At 75.2% G+C, this 19,667-nt stretch carries 16 protein-coding genes; 11 read left to right on the plus strand and 5 right to left on the minus strand.

What is annotated here, in order from left to right; genetic code table 11:
- Nucleotides 1–150 precede the first annotated feature (150 nt).
- The 5 genes from ABT041_RS33765 (at nt 151) to ABT041_RS33785 (ending at nt 5,148) form a co-directional block, all read left to right on the plus strand.
- Complete coding sequence (locus tag ABT041_RS33765) at nt 151–1,665, plus strand: FGGY family carbohydrate kinase (RefSeq protein WP_351191723.1); 1,515 nt, start codon at nt 151–153, stop codon at nt 1,663–1,665.
- Complete coding sequence (locus ABT041_RS33770; protein WP_351191725.1) at nt 1,662–3,101, plus strand: FAD-dependent oxidoreductase; 1,440 nt, start codon at nt 1,662–1,664, stop codon at nt 3,099–3,101. The genes ABT041_RS33765 and ABT041_RS33770 overlap by 4 nt, the downstream gene beginning before the upstream one ends.
- The gene (locus ABT041_RS33775; protein WP_351191727.1) at nt 3,098–4,303 is read left to right on the plus strand and encodes an FAD-dependent oxidoreductase; all 1,206 of its coding nucleotides are present in this window, start codon (nt 3,098–3,100) and stop codon (nt 4,301–4,303) included. Before ABT041_RS33770 ends, ABT041_RS33775 begins: the two co-directional genes overlap by 4 nt.
- Before the next feature lie 60 nt (nt 4,304–4,363).
- Entirely contained in the window at nt 4,364–4,840 is a 477-nt protein-coding gene (locus tag ABT041_RS33780; protein ID WP_351191729.1) for an NUDIX hydrolase, read from the plus strand.
- A 62-nt stretch (nt 4,841–4,902) separates the two neighbouring features.
- Nucleotides 4,903–5,148, plus strand: a complete 246-nt coding sequence (locus tag ABT041_RS33785) for a hypothetical protein (protein ID WP_189806716.1) — start codon at nt 4,903–4,905, stop codon at nt 5,146–5,148.
- 109 nt (nt 5,149–5,257) lie between these two features.
- Here the strand turns inward: ABT041_RS33785 and ABT041_RS33790 are convergent, their stop codons facing one another.
- A complete protein-coding gene (locus ABT041_RS33790) occupies nt 5,258–6,463 on the minus strand; it encodes a cytochrome P450 family protein (protein ID WP_351191804.1) in 1,206 nt (401 codons plus the stop codon).
- A 206-nt stretch (nt 6,464–6,669) separates the two neighbouring features.
- Complete coding sequence (locus ABT041_RS33795; RefSeq protein ID WP_351191806.1) at nt 6,670–8,571, minus strand: NAD-binding protein; 1,902 nt, start codon at nt 8,569–8,571, stop codon at nt 6,670–6,672.
- Between the two features lie 319 nt (nt 8,572–8,890).
- Here ABT041_RS33795 and ABT041_RS33800 point away from each other — a divergent pair, with 319 nt between their 5' ends.
- Both ABT041_RS33800 and ABT041_RS33805 read left to right on the plus strand, forming a co-directional pair.
- Nucleotides 8,891–10,171, plus strand: coding sequence for a D-alanyl-D-alanine carboxypeptidase family protein (locus ABT041_RS33800; RefSeq protein WP_351191732.1), 1,281 nt, complete (start codon nt 8,891–8,893; stop codon nt 10,169–10,171).
- A 314-nt stretch (nt 10,172–10,485) separates the two neighbouring features.
- Nucleotides 10,486–11,097 carry a DUF6058 family natural product biosynthesis protein gene (locus tag ABT041_RS33805; RefSeq protein ID WP_351191734.1) on the plus strand — a complete coding sequence of 204 codons (612 nt, stop codon included), beginning with the start codon at nt 10,486–10,488 and terminating at the stop codon, nt 11,095–11,097.
- A gap of 46 nt (nt 11,098–11,143) precedes the next feature.
- On the opposite strand, the gene ABT041_RS33810 is transcribed toward ABT041_RS33805, so the two are convergent.
- Complete coding sequence (locus ABT041_RS33810) at nt 11,144–13,531, minus strand: ATP-binding cassette domain-containing protein (protein WP_351191736.1); 2,388 nt, start codon at nt 13,529–13,531, stop codon at nt 11,144–11,146.
- A gap of 88 nt (nt 13,532–13,619) precedes the next feature.
- Nucleotides 13,620–13,865 carry a DUF5133 domain-containing protein gene (locus ABT041_RS33815; RefSeq protein WP_351191738.1) on the minus strand — a complete coding sequence of 82 codons (246 nt, stop codon included), beginning with the start codon at nt 13,863–13,865 and terminating at the stop codon, nt 13,620–13,622.
- A 142-nt stretch (nt 13,866–14,007) separates the two neighbouring features.
- Here ABT041_RS33815 and ABT041_RS33820 point away from each other — a divergent pair, with 142 nt between their 5' ends.
- A complete protein-coding gene (locus ABT041_RS33820) occupies nt 14,008–15,045 on the plus strand; it encodes an NAD-dependent epimerase/dehydratase family protein (protein WP_351191740.1) in 1,038 nt (345 codons plus the stop codon).
- 114 nt (nt 15,046–15,159) lie between these two features.
- Here the strand turns inward: ABT041_RS33820 and ABT041_RS33825 are convergent, their stop codons facing one another.
- Nucleotides 15,160–16,026, minus strand: a complete 867-nt coding sequence (locus tag ABT041_RS33825; RefSeq protein ID WP_351191742.1) for a glutathione S-transferase C-terminal domain-containing protein — start codon at nt 16,024–16,026, stop codon at nt 15,160–15,162.
- 449 nt (nt 16,027–16,475) lie between these two features.
- Here ABT041_RS33825 and ABT041_RS33830 point away from each other — a divergent pair, with 449 nt between their 5' ends.
- From ABT041_RS33830 to ABT041_RS33840, 3 genes are all read left to right on the plus strand, one after another.
- Nucleotides 16,476–16,931 (plus strand): RrF2 family transcriptional regulator, encoded by a 456-nt coding sequence (locus ABT041_RS33830; RefSeq protein WP_351191744.1) that lies wholly within the window; start codon nt 16,476–16,478, stop codon nt 16,929–16,931.
- 158 nt (nt 16,932–17,089) lie between these two features.
- On the plus strand, nt 17,090–18,571 hold the full coding sequence (locus ABT041_RS33835; RefSeq protein ID WP_351191746.1) for an acyl-CoA dehydrogenase family protein: 1,482 nt from the start codon (nt 17,090–17,092) through the stop codon (nt 18,569–18,571).
- A 141-nt stretch (nt 18,572–18,712) separates the two neighbouring features.
- The gene (locus ABT041_RS33840; protein ID WP_351191748.1) at nt 18,713–19,585 is read left to right on the plus strand and encodes a universal stress protein; all 873 of its coding nucleotides are present in this window, start codon (nt 18,713–18,715) and stop codon (nt 19,583–19,585) included.
- Nucleotides 19,586–19,667: the final 82 nt, after the last annotated feature.

A 19,667-nucleotide genomic window follows, 5' to 3' on the forward strand; every position in this document is an offset into this window, starting at 1 on the left:
GCCAACGACTGAATTTGACTTACTGTCAGGTAGAGCGGGCAACCTGACGGGCTGACGCGCCGAGGCTTGACGCGGGCCCCGGGCGGCGGCACCCTGACCCTTTTCGGTGATCGGATGATCACGGAGCGGTCGAACGACGGGAGCGGTGGGATGACGGGCGGAGCGGTACTCGCCGTCGACCAGGGCACGTCCGGCACGAAGGCGCTCGTCCTCTGCCCCGAGCGCGGAGTCCTCGGCACCGGGACGGCCCCCGTCCGGCCGCGGTACCTCCCCGGCGGCCTGGTCGAGGTCGACCCGCGTGAGCTGTACGACTCGGTGGTCACCGCCGGGCGCGCCGCCCTCGCCGAGGCGGGGACGCCCGTGGTCGCCGTGGGCCTCGCCAACCAGGGCGAGACCGTGCTCGCCTGGGACCCCGCCACCGGGGAACCGCTCACCGACGCCCTCGTCTGGCAGGACCGCAGGGCCGACTCCGTCTGCGCCGGGCTCGACGCCCACGCCGAGGAGCTGCGCCGCATCAGCGGGCTTCCGCTGGACCCGTACTTCGCGGCGCCCAAGATGGCCTGGATCCGCCGCCACGCGACCGGCGCCGGCGTGGTCACCACCAGCGACGCCTGGCTCGTCCACCGGCTCACCGGCGCGTTCGTCACGGACGCGGCCACCGCCGGACGCACGGGACTCCTCGATCTCGACACGGTCGCCTGGTCGGAGACCGCCCTCGACCTGTACGGGCTCGGCGGTGAGGCGCTCCCCCGGGTCGTGGACTGCGACGCCCCGGTCGGCACCACGACCGCGTTCGGCCCGCCGCTGCCGCTGACCGGGCTCATGGTGGACCAGCAGGCGGCGCTGCTCACCCAGAGCGCCGACGACCCCGCCGCCGCCAAGTGCACCTACGGCACCGGCGCCTTCCTCCTCGCGCAGACCGGCCCCGAACCCCGGCGCGCCGCCTCGGGCCTGGTGAGCTGCGTGGCCTGGCGGCTCGGCGGGCGCGTCACGCACTGCCTCGACGGCCAGGTGTACACGGTCGCCTCGGCCGTGCGCTGGCTCACCGACCTGGGCGTGATCGCCGGGGCCGGGGAGCTCGACGCGGTCGGCGGCGGCGTGCCGGACGCCGGCGGCGTGACCTTCGTCCCCGCCTTCGCGGGGCTCGCCGCGCCGTGGTGGCGGGGGGACGTGCGCGGCTCGCTCACCGGCCTCGGCCTCGACACCGGGCCCGGCCATCTGGTGCGCGCCCTGTGCGAGGGCGTCGCCGCCCAGGTGGTGGAGCTCGCCGCGGCCGCCGCCTCGGACCGGGGTGCGCCGCTGACCGCGCTGCGCGCCGACGGCGGCCTGACCCGCTCGGCCCTGCTCATGCAGACCCAGGCCGATCTGCTGCAACTCCCCGTCGAGGTCGCCTCGCTGCCGGACGCCACGGCGCTCGGGGTCGGCGCGGCCGCCCGGCTCGGACACCACCAGGGGCTCACGCTCCGCGAGGCCGTACCGGAGTGGAAGCCCTCGGCCGTGTACGAGCCCCGGATCTCGGCCGCGGAGGCGGCGGAGCGCCTGGCCCGCTTCCGTAGGGAGGTGTCGGCGCTGGTGGAGCGGTCGGGGGGCGAGGCGTCGGCGCTGGTGGAACGGTCGGCGGGCACGGAAGGTGCCGGTGCGGACCCCGCGGCCGGGTCCGTATGAGCGTCACCAGGACCGGGCCGTTCCCCGCCGGGGAGGCCGCGGAGTACGACGTCGTGGTCGTCGGCGCCGGGGTCGTCGGTTCCGCGATCGCCCGCGCCCTGGCCCGTCACCCGCTGCGCGTCGCGCTCGTGGAGGCCGCGAACGACGTCGGTGACGGTACCTCGAAGGCCAACACGGCCATCCTGCACACCGGTTTCGACGCCGCGCCCGGCACCCTGGAAGCCCGTCTCGTGCGCGAGGGCCACCGGCTGCTCACCGCGTACGCGCGCGAGGCAGGCATCCCCGTCGAGCCGCTGGGCGCGCTGCTCGTCGCCTGGGACGAGGAGCAGCGGGCGACGCTCCCCCGTCTCGCGGAGAAGGCCGAGCGCAACGGCCACCACACCACGCGCCTCCTCTCGGCCGCCGAACTGGGCGTGCGCGAACCCCACTTGGGTCCCGGCGCGGTCGGTGCGCTCGAAGTGCCCGGCGAGTCGGTGATCTGCCCGTGGACCACCACCCTCGCGTACGCCACGCAGGCCGTCCGCTCCGGGGTGGACCTGCATCTGAACTGCCGGGTGGAGAAGGTGCGTCCGGGCGATCCGTACCACCGGCTCGTCACCCGGCGCGGGGTCCTCCGGGCGCGTCTGCTCGTCAACGCCTGCGGTCTGCACGCGGACGCCTTCGACGCGCTGGTCGGCAGGCAGGACTTCACCGTCACCCCGCGCCGCGGCCAGCTGCTCGTCTTCGACAAGTTCGCCCGCGATCTCGTCCGCCACATCCTGCTGCCGGTGCCCGGGCCGCTCGGCAAGGGCGTGCTCATCTCGCCGACGGTGTACGGGAACGTCATGCTCGGGCCCACCGCCGAGGACCTGGACGACAAGACCGCCACGGGCACGACGGCGGACGGGCTCGCCGGGCTGCGCGAGCAGGGCGGCCGGATCCTCCCCGCCCTGCTCGACGAGGAGGTCACCGCCGTCTACGCCGGGCTGCGGGCCGCCACCGGTCAGGAGGACTACCGGATCGCCGCCCACCCGGGCCTGCGGTACGTGACGGTGGGCGGGATCCGCTCCACCGGGCTCACCGCCTCCCTGGCCATCGCCGAGCACGTGCTCGGCCTGCTCGCCGACTGCGGCCTCGACCCGGGGCCGGCCCGCCCGCTCGCCCCGGTCCGGATGCCGAACCTCGGCGAGGCCTTCCCCCGCCCGTACCGCGACGCCGCGCTCATCGCGCGCGACCCGGAGTTCGGGACGATCGTCTGTCACTGCGAGCGGGTCACCCGGGGCGAGATCCGGGCCGCGCTCGCCTCGACGATCCCGCCCGGCGGCCTCGACGGGCTGCGGCGCCGGACGCGCGCCCGTGGCGGCCGCTGCCAGGGGAACCACTGCGGCACGGAGGTGCGGGCGCTGTTCGAGGAACGGCCGCCCCAGCAGCGGCCGTACGGGGAGGGGGCACGGTGAACCGCACGGTCGACGTCCTCGTCGTGGGCGCGGGACCCGCCGGGCTCGCCGCGGCCGCCCGGCTGGCGGCGGCCGGTGCGGGCCGCGTCGAGGTCCTGGAGCGGGAGTCCGCGGCGGGCGGAGTGCCGCGCCACTGCGTCCGGCCGGGCTTCGGCGCGGACGCCAGGGGGCGCGCCCTGGACGGCCCGGCGTTCGCACGGCGCGCGGTGCGGGAGGCGCTGCGGGCGGGCGCGGTCGTCCGTACCGGCGTCTCGGCCACCGGCTGGGCCGGGCCCCTCACCCTGGACGTGACGGCCCCGACCGGCCTCGAACGCGTCCGGGCCCAGGTGGTGGTCCTCGCCACCGGCGCCCGCGAACGGCCCCGCAGCGCCCGGCTCGTGCCGGGCACGCGGCCCGCCGGGGTGCTGACCACGGGCGAACTCCAGCGGACGGTCGCGCGGTTCGGGTTCCGCGGGGAGTCCGTAGGGCGGCGGGCGTTGATCGTCGGCGGCGACCCGGTGGCCCGGGGCGCGCTGCGGACACTGCGTGCGGCGGGGGTGGAGGTGGCGGCCGTCGTCACCGGACTGCCCTCCGCCACCGTCGCGTTCGCGCGGGTCCCGGTCCTCACCGGCACGGTGGTGACGGAACTGCTCGGGCGCGGCCGGCTGACCGGAGTCGCCGTGCGGGGCCCGGACGCGCGGACGGGCGTGCTGCGATGCGACACGGTCGTCTTCACCGGCGACTGGATCCCGGACCACGAGCTCGTCCGCGCCCGCGGCCTCGCCCTCGCCCCCGGCACCCGGGGACCCGTGACGGACCATGGCTTCCGCACCTCCGAGCCGGGGGTGTTCGCCGTCGGCAATCTGCTGCGCGGGGTGGAGCCCGCGCTCGTGGCGGCCGCCGAGGGGCGGGCGGCAGCGGATGCGGTGCTCGAACGGCTCGGCGGCGCCGCCTGGCCGGCCGGCGGCGTGCCGGTGACCGCGCGGGACCCGCTGCGCTGGGTGACGCCCGGTCTCCTCGGGCCGGAGGCCGCCCCCTTGCTCGTCCGGCCGGAGCGGCGGCTCGTGCGCCCGGTCCTGACCGTCGCCCAGAACGGCGTCCCGCTGCGGCGGGAGCGGCTGGGCGGGACGCTCCTCCCCTGGCGTTCGCTACGGCTCGGGGAGCGGTGGACGAGCGGCGTGGACCCGGCGGGCGGCCCGGTGACGGTCGACGCGGACGAGTAGCGGCGGGACCACGCGCGCGGGGGGCTGCGTCGGCCGGGCCCTTCGGACACACTGGTGCGCATGCCGGACAAGCGCAGCGCGGGTCTCCTGGTCTTCCGCCGTACGACGGACGGTGGCGTCGAGGTCCTCATCGGTCACATGGGCGGGCCCTTCTGGGCGTCCCGCGAGGAGTCGGCCTGGTCGATCCCCAAGGGTGAGTACGAACCGGACGAGGCCCCCGAGGCCGCGGCCGCCCGTGAGTTCCTGGAGGAGCTGGGGCTCCCGGCCCCGGACGGCGAGTGGTTCGCCCTCGGCGAGTCCCGCCAGCGGAACGGAAAGCTCGTCACCGTGTGGGCCGTCGAGGGCGATCTCGACCCCGCCGAGGTGGTGCCGGGAACGTTCGTCATGGAGTGGCCGCCCCGGTCCGGGATCCAGGGGGAGTTCCCGGAGATCGACCGGGTGGGCTGGTTCGCCCCGCAGGCCGCCGCTCCGCTGCTGGTCTCCGGACAGCGGGTCTTCCTTGAACGGCTGGCGGAGCACCTCGACGGGCGGGCCTGAGCCCGATTGTCAGACCCGTACGAGAGGGTGGTGAGCGCCGAACTGTCGAGAGGGAGCCCGACATGACCACGATCACCGCCAGCGAGCGCGCGGCCGCCCAGGCGTACCTGCGGCTGCTCGAATCCACTCAGGCCGTGCTGACCGACCCGCAGCTCGCCCCGTACGCCGGGGTGATGCTCACCCATCCGATGGCGGAGGCGGACGAGGCGCTCCGCGCCGCGGGCCTCGCGGGCAACGAGGACCGGCTGCTGCGCCTCGTCTCCTCCCTCCGGGCCTCCCCCGCGACCGCCTGGGGGCGCACCGGTTGACGCGGCACGCCCCGTGACGCGGCCGGGGCGTGTCCGGGTGCCCGTCACCCGCGGCCCCGGCCTCGTGGGGGGCGGACGGAAGCCCGGCCGTGGCCGTCCTGCCGCCTCGTCAGACGCCCGGCCGGACGGGGAGGGTCCGGACGCTGTTGCCGACGAAGCCGGAGTGGCGGGTCAGCTCGGTCTCCGGGACCGCCAGGTCCAGGTCGGGGAAGCGGGTGAAGAGCGCCTCCAGGGCGATCGCGGCCTCCATCCGGGCGAGCGGGGCGCCCAGGCAGTAATGGGGGCCGTGGCCCAGCGAGAGGTGCTTCACCGTCGCGGGCCGGGTGATGTCGAAGCGGTCGGCGTCCGGGCCGTGGGCCTTCGTGTCGCGGCCCGCCGCCGAGTATCCGGCGAGGACCGGCGTGCCCTTCGGGATGACCGTGCCGTCGACCGTCAGGTCGCGGGTGGGGTAGCGGAACGGGAAGTAGCTGACGGGGCTGTCCCAGCGGAGGGTCTCCTCCACGACGTCGGCCCAGTCCGCGCGGCCCTCGACGACCAGGGCGAGCTGGTCGCGGTGGGCGCAGAGCGCCCGGACCGCGTTGGTGACCAGGTTCAGGGTGGTCTCGTGGCCCGCGATGATCATCAGAAGCAGGGTGCCGATGAGCTCGGGCTGGCTGAGCCGGTCGCCGCCGTCGTCACGGGCGGCGATGAGGGCGCTGGTGAGGTCGTCGCCGGGGGCGGCGGCCTTGGCTGCGGCGATGGAGCCCAGGAGCTCGACGAGTTCGCGATTGGCGGCGACGGCCCGGGCGGGCTCGGTGTCGGTGGCGACGACCACGCTGGAGAGGTGGTGCAGCCGGTCCTGGTGGGCCGGGTCGACGCCGAGGAGTTCGCAGATGACGCCGAGGGGCAGCGGTAGCGCGTAGTGGCGGCGCAGATCGGCGACGCCGTCGCCGGCGCGGGCGGCCTCGGCGAGTCCGTCGAGGAGTCCGGCGGTGACCGTCTCGACGCGCGGGCGGAGCTCCTCGACCCGGCGGGCCGTGAAGGCGCTGCTGACGAGGGTGCGCAGCCTGCGGTGGTCGGCGCCGTCCGCGGTGATCATGCCGGGGACGGTGGCGAAGGTCAGCAGCGGCCAGCCCTGGGGTATGCGGCCCTCGGCGAGCGCGGTGAAGTGCTGGGGTCCCTTGGCGACGTCGGGGTGGGTGAGGAAGTCGCGCAGCGCGTCGTGGCCGAGCACCGCCATGCCCTCGATCTCGCCGGGCAGGATCACCGGGGCCACCGCGCCTTCGGCGAGCAGCCGGGCGTTCGGCGCGTGCGGGCAGCCGCCCGCCGGGTCCATGCGGTACGGCGGGCGGCCGGCGGCCGGCGTGGTGTGCGGTGTGTTCAAGGAAGGGACTCCTGACTGCGGATGCGGACCGGCGCGGGCACTGCGGATGCGGACCCGGTGAGGGCTCTTGCGGGCACATGCGGGCACGTGCGGCCCCTCGCCGGCCCCGGAGGGGTCGTCGAGGGCTGTTCCGGCACGTGAGCGGTCAGATCCTACGGTCAACCCCGCTCCGTTCGTACGGAGTTGTCCGGCGCGCTGTGCTCGTCCCGGCCGCCGCGGCCGAGGAGCTCGGCCAGGCCGCGGCGGGTGGCGGCCACCACGACCCGGTCCCCCACCCCGAGCAGCCGCTCCGGCTGCAGGCCCCGGCCCCCGCCGGAGCCGGCCGCGCGTCCGTCGAGGGCGATGACCCGCCAGGCGCCCGGGCGGAAGGCCTCGGCGACCGTCCGGCCGTCCAGGAGCGGATGGTCGGCGACGTCCACGGCGGCGAAGAGCAGGACCCGGCGCTCCACGGGCACGGCGCCGAGGACCTGGCGGCCCATCATGGCGCCCGCGAAGGCCGGCGCGGCGAGGTGGGAGACGCTGCGGCTCCGGGTGAGGGCCCCGGGGTGGGCGGTGCGCAGGGTGCGGAAGACGGCGGTGGCGAAGTCGTCGTCGTACAGGCGCAGCACGACCCGCAGGTCGGGGGTGACGGCGCGGGCGGAGAGCGCGGCCTCCAGGTTGGTGATGTCGACGCTGGTCAGGGCGAGGAGCGCGTGGGCGCGGTGGATGCGGGCGGCCTCCAGGACGCCTTCCTCGGTGACGTCGCCGATGACGGTGGGCACGCGCAGCCGGCGGGCGACGGCGATGCCCCGGGCCTCGGGGTCGGATTCGACGCACACCACCGGGATGTTCAGTCTGCGGAGCCGGGCGAGGACGCGGGTGCCGACCTTGCCGAGCCCGAGGAGGACGACGTGGCCGGAGAGTCCGCGCGGAGGGCGGCGCAGGGTGGTCGCGGTGCGGAAGGTGCCGAGGCCTTCGAGGAGCGCTGCGACGATCACCGGCAGCAGGAGCAGGCCGACGAACCCGGCGAGGATCTGGAGCAGCTGGCGGCTGGTCGGCTCCCCGACGGCCGGGTCGCCGATGGCGAAGATGTCGAGGAGCGTCAGATAGGCGGCGTGCAGGGGGTGGTCGCCGGTGGTGAGGGTGGAGGCGAGGGCGAGCGCCAGGACGGCGGCGAAGGCGCCCGCGAGGGACCAGCGCAGCCGGCGGGAGAAGAGCGAGGCGACGGGCAGCGCGGAAGCGGCGAGCCGGGCCGCGGGGAGGGCCGGACCCGCCGGGGTGACCGCTTCGAGGGTGACGGCGGCCCGCCCGACGGCGGCCGCGACCGTCCGGTCGTCCGGCAGGAGCCTGGGGCCCGCGTCGCCGCTGCGCTCGGAGCCCTCGCAGCCGGCCGGGTCGCCCGCGGTGGCGGAGAGCAGGGCGAGTGTGCAGAGCCCGGGGTCGGGTGCCTGGCCCGCGACGGGCGGCCGGTCGACGGCGTGCAGCAGCAGGCCCCCGGCCTGGACCACCTTGCTGGTGCCCGCGACGGCGGCCGCGGCCAGACCGGGGGCGGCGGTGTCGACGTCGGACAGGACCGTGGTGGCGGCGTCGAGCTTCTCGGGGTCGAGTCCGGGTTCGGCGACGGCCGCCGCCTGGTCGAGGAGCGTTTCGAGGTGCTGGCCGAGCTTGCGGTTGTAGAGCCGGATCACCAGACGGAGCCGGGGGTTGAGGCGGCGGGCGGTGAGCGCAGCCCGGATGTTCGTCTCGTCGTCCTCGTGGACGAGGGCGAGGGCGGCGGCGCGCTCCACTCCGGCGTCCCTCAGCGCCCGGTCGTCCGCCTCCGCCGCCTCGACGACCCGCAGGGTGCCGGCCGGCTCGCTGCCGTCCTCGGAGGTTCCGGTCGTGGCCCCGGTCCCGGTGGTGCGGGTGACGGCGGCCGTGACCCGCCCGAAGAGGGCGAGCGCACGCCCGCCGGCGCGTCCCGCGGGTGTGCGGGGTGCGTCGGGCAGCGCCGGCACCAGGAGGGTGACCTGCTCCCCGTACACCTCGTGGAGCTCGCGCGCGAGACGGTGGGAGAGGGCGTCGTCGCCGCACACGATCATGTGCCCGACGGGGGCCGTGCGGGACTGCCGCTCGGTCCGGAGCGCGGGCGCGCCGAAGGGACCGGCGGGGCTGGGAACGGACCTGGCCGCCGGCCCGGCGGGGGCCGAGGCGGGTGTCCCGTCCGGAACGGCGTTGCTGTGATGCGGATATGAGGGCACGTCACAAGGATGCCCTGCGCCACCGACAGCGGGTCCGGGCCCGCTCGACGGGTCCGCACCACCCGGGCGGACGCACGACGCGCCGCCGAACGCCACACGCGCTACGCCGGTCGGCGCACTCCGATCTGCGGGGTCCCGGCCTCCTTCCTACGGTGGCTGAATGATTGTCACGTCAGCTGTCCGTCATGCCGCCGCCGGTTCCGCGGCGCTGCTGTTCGTGCTGCCCGTTCCGGCGGCCGCCGCCTCTCCGGCCACTTCCGTCTCCCCGGTCACGGCCTCGGTCGGGGAGCCCACCCCGCCCGCGCGCCAGTACGTCGATCCTGCGCGGCTCGACCGCAAGGGCACGCAGGTGCAGCGGCTGCCGGGCGCACCCTCCGTGCCCTCGGTCTCCGCCCTGTCGTGGGTGGTGGCGGACGCCACCTCGGGCGAGGTGCTCGCCGCGCGGAACGCGCACCGGAAGCTGCCGCCGGCCAGCACCCTCAAGGCCCTGTTCGCGCTGACCGCGCTCCCCCACCACAAGCCCTCCGAGCTGCACACCGTGGCCGATTCCGAGCTGACCGGGATCGGGGCCGGGAGCAGCCTGGTGGGCGTGAAGGAGGGGTACACGTACAAGGTCTCGGACCTGTGGAACGGGGTGTTCCTCAGTTCGGGGAACGACGCCGTGCACGTGCTGGCGGAGATGAACGGCGGCTGGGAGTCGATGTCCCGGCAGATGCAGGAGAAGGCCCGCTCCCTGGGCGCCGAGGACACCCATGTGGTGTCCCCCGACGGCTATGACTCACCGGGCCAGGTGTCCTCCGCATACGACCTGGCCGTGTTCGGCCGGACGGGGCTCCAGGACCCGGCGTTCGCCCGGTACTGCTCCACGGCGTACGCGGACTTCCCGGCGGGCTCCTGGTCGTACGGGATCGCCAACACCAACCGGCTCCTGACGGGCGCGGACGGCGTGGAGCGCTACCCGGGGCTCCTGGGGATCAAGAACGGCTACACGAGCAACGCGGGCAACACCCTGATCTCGGCGGCCCGGCGGGGCGACCGGACGCTCGTCGTCTCGGTGATGAACCCTCAGGAGGGCGGTGGCTTCGCCGTGTACGAGGAGGCGCGGGAGCTGCTCGACTGGGGCTTCGAGGCGGCGGGGCGGGTGCAGCCGGTGGGCTCGCTCGCGCCGGTACGGGCGAAGGCGAAGGAGGACGCGGGCACGCGGGCCGTGTCGGTGGCCCGCGAGGGGCACGAGGCGAAGCCGGCGCCGGTGGCGCCGGTGGCGCCGCCCCGGGCAGGCGCGGAGCTGGGTGCGGAGGCCCTGGCAGCGCCCGGGAAGAGGGCCCCGGAGGCGGCGGCGTCGAGCCCGTCGGCCGGGCTTCCGCTGGCCCTGGTGGGCTCGGCCTGCGCGGCCGCGCTCGCCCTGTGGGGCTGGCGTCGCAGGACGGCGCGCCAGTCCTGAACGTCCCGCGCTCGCCCTGTGGGGGTGGCGCAGGACGCCGGGCCAGTCCTCAACGTCCCGCGCTCCCTCGCTGAGGGGTGGCGCAGGACGCCGGGCCAGTCCTCAACGTCCCGCGCTCCCTCGCTGGGGGTGGGCGCAGGACGGCCCGCCGGTCCTGAACGTCCCGCTTCGAGGCCGCCGGTCGTGCGGTGTCACGGGGGACACCGGGCCCGGGCCGGGTCGGTGACGGTTCGGTGGGCGCCGCACTGTCCGGCTTCTAGCCTGCGGGAACACCGTCCGGGACCGGCCCGGACGGCCTTCCCGAGGAGTGCCCGATGACGGACAGTACGCCCGCCTCCGTACGGATCGCCGAGCGGTTCCGCGAGGTGAACGGCGACCATCCGATGACCGCCGCCGACGACGCGTACGTCTCCGCCCAGTTCGTCCCGCTGGACACGCTGTGCGCCCGGCTGGGCCGGGACGCCGACGAGGTCCGGGGGCTGATGCTCGCGGGTCTGCTGCCGCTGCCTGGCTATCTGCGGTCGGACGGCGCCGAGATGGTGCCGCGCGATCTGTTCGCGCTCGCGGATGCGGCGGGCGGTCCCGGCCGGCTGCGCGCGTGGTTCACCGGGCACTGGGAGGACCCGGTCCGGGGCGAGGAGGAGTGGGGGGCGTATCTGAGCGGCCAGTACGTGTGCCTGCACGAGGTGACTCCGGCGAACATCCGGCGCAAGGAGCGGCTGTCGGCGGAGATCACCGCGCGACTCGCGGCCGCCGGGGCGGATCCCTCGCCGGAGTGGCGCGACGCGCTCCACGCGCGCGTGGACGCGCTCGACGTCCTGGAGCCGGCGTTCACGGCGTACGACCGGCTGCGGTTCGGCGGCCCCGTCTCGCGGGACACCTGCGTGGACGCGCCCCGGGCGCTCTTCCCCCGTACTCGGGGGTGAGCGGCGACCCGGTGGCCGGGGCCCCGGGTCGCCGCCGTCGGACGGGTCAGGCGCCGACGTACTCCGCGAGGTGCTCGCCGGTGAGGGTCGAGCGAGCCGCGACGAGTTCGGCGGGCGTGCCCTCGAAGACGATCCGCCCGCCGTCGTGGCCCGCGCCGGGGCCGAGGTCGATGATCCAGTCGGCGTGCGCCATGACCGCCTGGTGGTGCTCGACGACGATGACCGACTTGCCTGAGTCCACGAGCCGGTCGAGGAGGCCGAGGAGCTGCTCGACGTCGGCGAGGTGGAGGCCGGTGGTCGGCTCGTCGAGGACGTAGACGCCGCCCTTGTCGGCCATGTGCGTGGCCAGCTTGAGCCGCTGCCGCTCGCCGCCGGAGAGGGTGGTGAGGGGCTGGCCGAGGCTCAGGTAGCCGAGCCCGACGTCGGCGAGCCGGGCGAGGATGCGCTGCGCGGCCGGGGTGTGGGCCTCGCCGGAGCCGAAGAACTCCTCGGCCTCGGTCACGGACATCTCCAGGACTTCGCTGATGTCCCGGCCACCGAGGAGGTATTCGAGCACGGAGGGCTGGAACCGCTTGCCCTCGCAGTCCTCGCAGGTGGAGGAGACGCCGGCCATCATCCCGAGGTCGGTGTAGATGACGCCCGCGCCGTTGCAGGTGGGGCAGGCGCCCTCGGAGTTGGCGCTGAACAGCGCCGGCTTCACGCCGTTGGCCTTGGCGAAGGCCTTGCGGATCGGGTCGAGGAGCCCGGTGTACGTGGCGGGGTTGCTGCGCCGGGACCCGCGGATCGGGCTCTGGTCGACGGAGATCACCTCCTCGCCGGCGGGGATCGAGCCGTGCACGAGCGAGCTCTTGCCCGAGCCGGCGACACCGGTGACGACGGTGAGCACGCCGAGCGGGATGTCGACGTCGACGTCGCGCAGGTTGTGCGTGGACGCGCCCCGGATCTCCAGGGCGCCGGTGGGCGTGCGCACCGACTCCTTGACGGCGGCCCGGTCGTCGAGGTGGCGGCCGGTGACGGTGCCCGCGGCGCGCAGGCCGTCGACGGTGCCTTCGAAACAGACGGTGCCTCCCGCCGTGCCGGCGCCGGGGCCGAGGTCGACGACGTGGTCGGCGATGGTGATGGCCTCCGGCTTGTGCTCGACGACGAGCACGGTGTTGCCCTTGTCGCGCAGCTGGAGCAGCAGGTCGTTCATCCGCTGGATGTCGTGCGGGTGCAGGCCGATGGTCGGTTCGTCGAAGACGTACGTGACGTCGGTCAGCGAGGAGCCGAGGTGGCGGATCATCTTGACGCGCTGTGCCTCACCGCCCGAGAGGGTGCCGGACGGCCGGTCGAGGGAGAGGTAGCCGAGGCCGATCTCCACGAAGGAGTCGAGGGTCAGCTGGAGCGCGGTGAGCAGCGGCGCCACCGAAGGCTCGTCGAGGGCGCGGACCCAGTCGGCGAGGTCGCTGATCTGCATCGCGCAGGCGTCGGCGATGCTGATCTTCTTGATCTTGGAGGCCCTGGCGCCCTCGCTGAGCCGGGTGCCGTCGCAGTCGGGGCAGGTGGTGAAGGTGACGGCCCGCTCGACGAAGGCGCGGATGTGGGGCTGCATGCCCTCCTTGTCCTTGGCCAGGAAGGACTTCTGGATGCGCGGGATCAGACCCTCGTAGGTCATGTTGATCCCGGCGATCTTCATCCGGACGGGCTCGTGGTGGAGGAAGTTCTGGAGTTCCTTCTTGGTGTACTTGCGGATCGGCTTGTCCTGGTCGACGAGGCCGGACTCGCTGTAGAGCCGGTAGTTCCAGCCGCCGGGGGTGTAGCCGGGGATGGTGAGCGCGCCCTCGGCGAGCGACTTGGAGTCGTCGTAGAGCTGGGTGAGGTCGATGTCGGAGACGGTGCCCCGGCCCTCGCAGCCCGGACACATGCCGCCGGTGCGCTCGAAGGTCGCCCGCTCGGTCTTCTTGTTCCCGCGCTCGACGGTGATGGCTCCGCTCGCCCGGACGGAGGGGACGTTGAAGGCGTAGGCGCTGGGCGGGCCGATGTGCGGCTTGCCGAGCCGGCTGAACAGGATCCGCAGCATGGCGTTGACGTCGGTGGCGGTGCCGACGGTGGAGCGGGGGTCGGCGCCGAGGCGCTGCTGGTCGACGATGATCGCGGTCGTCAGGCCTTCGAGGACGTCGACCTCGGGCCGGGCGAGGGTGGGCATGAAGCCCTGGACGAAGGCGCTGTACGTCTCGTTGATCAGCCGCTGCGACTCGGCGGCGATCGTGTCGAACACGAGGGAGCTCTTGCCCGAGCCGGAGACGCCGGTGAAGACGGTGAGGCGGCGCTTCGGGATCTCGATGCTCACGTCCTTGAGGTTGTTCTCGCGCGCGCCGTGCACGCGGATCAGGTCGTGTCGGTCGGCGGCGTGCGGCACGGACGCCTGCTTGTCCGCCCTCGGGGCCCTGCTCATCGTGTCTCCAGCCTTCGCGCGGTTCCTGACGGTGATCCTTCGCGCCCGTGGCCGAGCACGTCGAGCACGTGGGCGAAGGTCGTGACTGTCACGCTAGTGGCGGCACGATGACGATGCTTCTCGATTCCTGATCTCCTCCCGAGGCCACGTACCGCTCGGCGGCGAGGACGGCCTCGCGGGCGGTGCGCTCTCCCATGAGGACGCACAGGGTGTACGCCGTGTCCTCGAAGCGCCGGCGGGCCGACAGGTCGCCCGGCCTGTCCAGGACGCTCCGCTCCTGGGCGCGGAAGTGCCGGAGCAGCCGTTCGACGGTGTTCCTGTCGGGCAGCAGCATGGCCGTTCTCCTGTCTCCTGAGTCGCTTCATATTCCCGGTCGTCGGCCACACTCGCGAACCGTACGGCCACGCTCCGTGAGCAGGGCTGTCGGGGAAGCTGCCGGAATGCGCTTCCGCCGCCGATGGCGGAGGGTCGGAGACATGAACCCGAGCACGCTTTCGCGCGTCGTCGTCACGGGCGCCACCGGCAACGTGGGGACGAGCCTGGTCCGGATCCTGGGGCGCGATCCGGGCGTCGGCTCGGTCCTCGGTCTCGCCCGGCGCAGGCCGGGACTCGATCTCCCCGGCGTGGAGTGGGCCGAACTGGACCTCTCCCGGGAGGGGGACGAGCCCCGGCTCGCGCAGTACGTGGCGGACGCGGACGCCGTGGTGCACCTGGCCTGGCGGTTCGGTCCGACGCACGACCCGGTGGAGACCTGGCGGACCAACGTCCTGGGCGCGGTGCGCGTCTTCGACGCGGTGGCGGCGGCGCGGGTCCCGGTGCTCGTGTGCGCCTCCTCCGTGGGCGCCTACTCCCCCGGCCCCGAGGGCGGCGCCCCGGTGTCCGAGGCGTGGCCGACGCACGGCTGGCCGGGCGCCGCGTACACCCGGGAGAAGGCCTATCTGGAGCGGGTCCTCGACACCTTCGAGCGGGACCATCCGATGACCCGGGTGGTGCGGATGCGTCCGGCGTTCCTCTTCAAGGAGGAGTCGGCGAGCGGGCAGCGGCGGATCTTCGCCGGGCGGTTCTTCCCGGGGCAGCTGGTGCGGCCCGATCTGCTGCCGCTGCTCCCGGAGTTCGAGGGGCTGCGCTTCCAGGTCCTGCACACGGAGGACGCGGCGGACGCCTATCGCCGGGCGCTCCTGAGGGACGTCCGGGGCGCGTTCAACCTGGCCGCGGAGCCGGTGATCGACGGCGCGACGCTGGGTGAGCTGCTGCACGCCCGGCCGGTGAAGGTCCCGGCCGGTGCGGTACGGGGTGCCTTGTCGGCGGCCTGGAAGCTGCGGCTCGCCCCGGCCTCCCCGGGGCTCTTCGACGCCCTGCGGCACCTGCCGATCCTCGCCACCGAACGGGCCCGCCTGGAGCTGGGGTGGGAGCCGGCGGCGAGCTCCCTCGAGGCCCTGGAGGCGTTCCTGCGCGGAGTCCGCGCGGGCTCGGGCGACGACACGGCACCGCTGGCGGGCCACCGCGTCGGCTGACGCACGGGTCGGCGCGGTGCGGTGCGCCGCCCTGCCGCGCGTCGGCACGGTGCGGCGTGCGTCGGCGCGATGTGGTGCGGTGCTGTGCGGTGCTATGCGCCGCCCTGCCGCGCGTCAGCGCGGTGCGGCGGCGGTCCAGTCGACGAGGCGTATCCCGGCGCCGGCGGCCTCACGGCCGCGGCAGTGGGCGCGGTGGCGGCGCAGGAGGGCCTCGATGTCCAGGTGGCGGGCGAACTCGGGGCGGGCGGCCAGGCGCTGGGCGTAGGCCCACAGGGCGGGGTGTCCGGCGACCCGGTCCATGGCGGCGGCGTCGAGGTGCCAGCGGTGCACGGTGTCGAGCTGGACGAGGGTGACCCAGACGTGCACGTCGGCGGCGGTGGGCGCGTCGCCGAGGACGTACGGCCCGCGGGCGAGGCGGCGTTCGAGGGAGCCGAGCGCGGCGAAGAGGACGGTGAGCGGGTCGCGGTGGGCGTCCTCGCCGTCGAGGCCGAGCTCGCCGGCGCGCTGGGCGGCCCGGTTGACGCTGCGCTCGCACAGGTCGGCGATGGCGTCGACGGCGTCGCGGTGCTCCTCGGGCAGCAGGTCGGGGCCGTCGCCGCGGAAGCGCAGGGCGAGGTCCCGCAGGATGTCGGGGACGTGGGTGCTGACGATCCGTCCGGTCCATCCGTCACTGAGTACGGGCGCGGCGGCCGGCCCGGCGTAGAGGTGCGCGCTGGCCTCGTACAGCGGGCGGAGCGCGGCGTACCCGCCGTCGGGCGTGTCGGGGGTGCCGGGGAGCACGTCGAGCGGGAGCGTGTCGTCGAGTCCGAGGAGGCTGTGGGTGAGGGCGATGCCCAGACACCGGGGGTCGGACGGGTCGACGTGGAGGCGGTAGCGGTGCGGCACGGCGTAGTGGCCGCTGCACGCGTCGCGGCCGATCCGGCCCCGGAAGGCGGGTACGGCGGAGGCGGGCAGGAGCCAGGACGGGACGACGACGGGCATGCTTCTCCCTCGGGGGTGCTCGGTGCTGGGTCGGGCGGCGCGCGGCGGCCCGGTCACGGCGGTGTGACGCGGGGTCGCGCGGGGCCCGGAGGCAGCAGAGGTACGGGAAGAGGAGACGGGCGGATCGCGGCGGGCGCCCGGGGCCGGCCCGGCGGATCAGGCTCCGGCGGACGGGTGGACGCCCGGGCGGGAACGGTGACTCGCGGCGCTGCAGACCCGCAGCAGATCGATGTGCCTGCGGGACGTGAGGGGCAGCGAGCGCGGGAGGGGCGCGGTGGGTGAGGTGTCCCTCCGGCCGGTGCGTCCCATGGTTTCCTACCTGTTCGCTCGGTTTCCCGTCCATGAGTGTCCGGCGGGTCATGGGTGACGTCAAGGGTGCGGTGCGGCCCGTCTCACGGCGCGGGACGGCCGCACGGGATCCGGTCACGTCCGTGCGGAATAATGCGCGCATGCGCATTTCAGCCAGGGCCGACTACGCGGTGCGGGCCGCCCTCCAGCTCGCCGCCGCCCAGGACGCGGGGCCGCTGAAGGCCGAGGCCATCGCGGTGGACCAGGACATCTCGCACAAGTTCCTGGAGGGCATCCTCGGCGACATGCGCAAGGGGGGTCTGGTGCAGAGCCAGCGCGGCGGCAACGGCGGGTACTGGCTGGCCCGGCCGGCCGAGACGATCTCGGTGGCGGACGTCATCCGCTGCGTGGACGGCCCGCTGGTCTCGGTGCGCGGGGAGCGGCCGCCGGAGCTGTCGTACACGGGGCCCGCCGAGTCGCTGCTCACGCTGTGGATCGCGCTGCGGGCGAGTGTCCGCGGGGTGCTCGGGGTGTCCCTCGCGGAGCTCGCGGCGGCGAAGCTCCCGGCGGAGATCGTCGCGCTCGCGGACGATCCGGAGGCCTGGACCAACCCCTGAGCCGTGGGGGGGACCTCCCGCCGGCTGCGTCGATCTGACGCCGTCTCGCTCGCCGATACGAGCTTGTCCATCCCGTGGACGCCCCTTGGGGTCACACGGTCACCTCTGCCACTATCCCTACTATTCCAGTGGGGATAGTGGGGATCAGGTGAGGTGACGTGAGTACGCCGAGGAAATCGCCGAAAAGACCAGCGATACGCACCGCCTCCGCACCACCCGGCCGGCCTGTCGACCGGCCGGCGGACGACGAGATCTGGCCCCGCGTCACCCGCGAGCTGGCCGACGACCTCGCCGTCGACGCCCTCGCCAGGGACCGGGCCGGCAAGGCCCCCTTCGACGAGGTCGCGCGGCTCCAGGAGGCGGGCCTGCCCGCCCTCCTCACCGCGCCGGGGCCGACCCGCCGGGGCGCGGACTGGCGGGCCGCCTGTGCGGTGGTACGGGAGATCTCCGCCGCCGACAGTTCGGTCGGCGAACTGCTCGCCCACCACTACGCGCTCTCCTGGAGCAGCCGCTTCTTCGGCGGCGCGCACGAGGGCGGCGCGCGCGAGGGCGGCGCGCGCGAGGGCGGCGCGCGCGAGGCCGGAGCGCACGAGGCCGGAGCGCACGAGGGCGGTGCGCGCGAGGCCGGTGCGCGCGAGGCCGGTGCGCGCCAGGGCGGCGCACACGAGCGCGGAGACGCCGGCGCCCCCGTGCTCTCCCTCGACGTGTGTACGGCCGAGGAGCGCTGGCTGCTCGCCGGCGGCGTCGAACCGCCGCGCGCCGAGACCGAGCCCGGACTCACGCTCACCCCCGCCGACGGTTCCGGCGGCGGCTGGATCCTCGGCGGGCGCCGCACCTTCGCCTCAGGGGTGACCGTCGCCGACCGGCTCGTCGTCGGCGCACGTCCCGGCGGCACCGGCGACCTGCACGTCGTCCTCGTGGACCCCGCCCACCCGGGGGTGTTCACGGACGCCGGCACGGACCGGGTCGGTCAGCGGCTGGCCGGGGCCGGCACCGTCACCTTCGACCACGTGCCGGTGGATCCCGCGCACGTCCTGGGAGTCCTCCCGCACGACGAGCACGCCGTCGCGCCCTTCACCACCCTCGCCCCGCTCGTCCTGCGGCTGCTCCTCGTCCAGGTGGGGCTCGGCATCGCCGAGGGGGCGCTCGCCGAGGCCCGGGACATCAGCCGCGCCGAGCAGGCGGGACCCGCCGTCGCCGACGATGGGGGCGGCCCTTCCCGTGCGGACGGCACCGCGTCGGCCGGGGCCGGGGACGATCCGTACCTCCTGCTCGCCTACGGGGAGCTGGCGACGGCCGCGCACGCCGCCGCCGCGGTGGTGGAGCGGGCGACGGACGCCCTCGCCCGTGGACTGCTCGCCGAGTGGTCGCTCGGTCTGGAGGAACGCGCCGACATCGCCGTCCTCGTGGCGGCGGCCGAGACCGTCACCGGCCGGGCGGCCGTCCACATCACCACCCGCATCCTGGAACTCGTCGACGGCACGGCGGGCGCCGACGTCCGGGGCGGCGGGCCGGGCTTCGACCGCTTCTGGCGCAACGCCCGCGCGCTCACCGCCCCCACCCAGGCGGCCCACCGCCTCCGGGACATCGGGGACCACTACCTCAACGGCACCCACGCCCGGCTCACCCTGCTCGCCTGAGCAGCGGTACGGCGCGGAGCGCCGGAAGGACCGGCATGTCGGGACCTCCGGCCCTCTCGTCGAGCCGCCTCAGGGCCCAAGCTGGACGGAGCAGGGCCGGCCGCCCGGCGGGCCCGTCACCGCACCGACGGAGGCAGCCTGATGAGTCGTGAGATCGTCGCAGGAGTGGACGGTTCCCCGGAGAGCCTCGCCGCGGCCGACTGGGCCGCCCGCGAGGCCCTGCACCGGGGCCTCCCGCTACGGCTCGCGCACGCGTGGCGCTGGGAACCGCTCGACATCCCCCTGGTGCAGGACCCCGAGGAACAGCAGCGCGCCGCGTACGCCGTGCTGCGCGAGGCCGAGGCCGAGATCGCCGAGCGCCACCCGGGCCTCGCGCTCACGGCCGAGCTGCTCCCCGACACCCCGGTCGCCGCGCTGCTCGGCACCGAGGGGCGGGCCGAGCTGCTCGTCATCGGCTCGCGCGGACACGGCGCCGTCACCGGCTTCCTGCTCGGTTCGTACGGGCAGCAGATCATCGCCGGCGCCACCCGGCCGGTCGTCGCCGTCCGGTCCCGCGACGGAGAGCGGACCGAACCGCCCTCGGGGTACGTGCTCGTGGGTCAGCACGGCAGCCCGGAGGACAGCGCGGCCACGCTCGGCTTCGCCTTCGGGACCGCCGCCGCGCGCGGGGCCGCGGTGCGGGCCGTGCGCGCGTGGAGCCTACCGCCGCTCTACGCGTACAGCCCCGGGTCGATGCGGCTCGCCGACGAGGCCGGCGGGCTCGTCCCGTACGAGGAGAAGGCGCTGCGCGAGGCGCTCGCCCCCTGGCGCGAGCGGTACCCCGACGTGCCGGTCACCGAGCACGTCGAGCTGGGCAGCGCGGGGCAGGTGCTCCTTTCGGGCTCGGGCGGCGCCCAGCTCCTGGTGGTCGGCCGGCGTGCCCGGCGCGGGGCCGTCGGGCCGCGGATCGGGTCGGTGGCGCACGCTGCGCTCCACCTCGCGCCGTGCCCGGTGGCGGTCGTCCCGCAGGGCTGAGAGGCTCGGACGTGGGTTGACGCGCCGCGTTGACGAGGAGTGTCGGGGCGGCAGGGGCCGGAAAGTCTTACCGCCGTCGCCC

This window comes from Streptomyces sp. NPDC002825 (assembly GCF_040295385.1).
GTDB lineage: Bacteria > Actinomycetota > Actinomycetes > Streptomycetales > Streptomycetaceae > Streptomyces.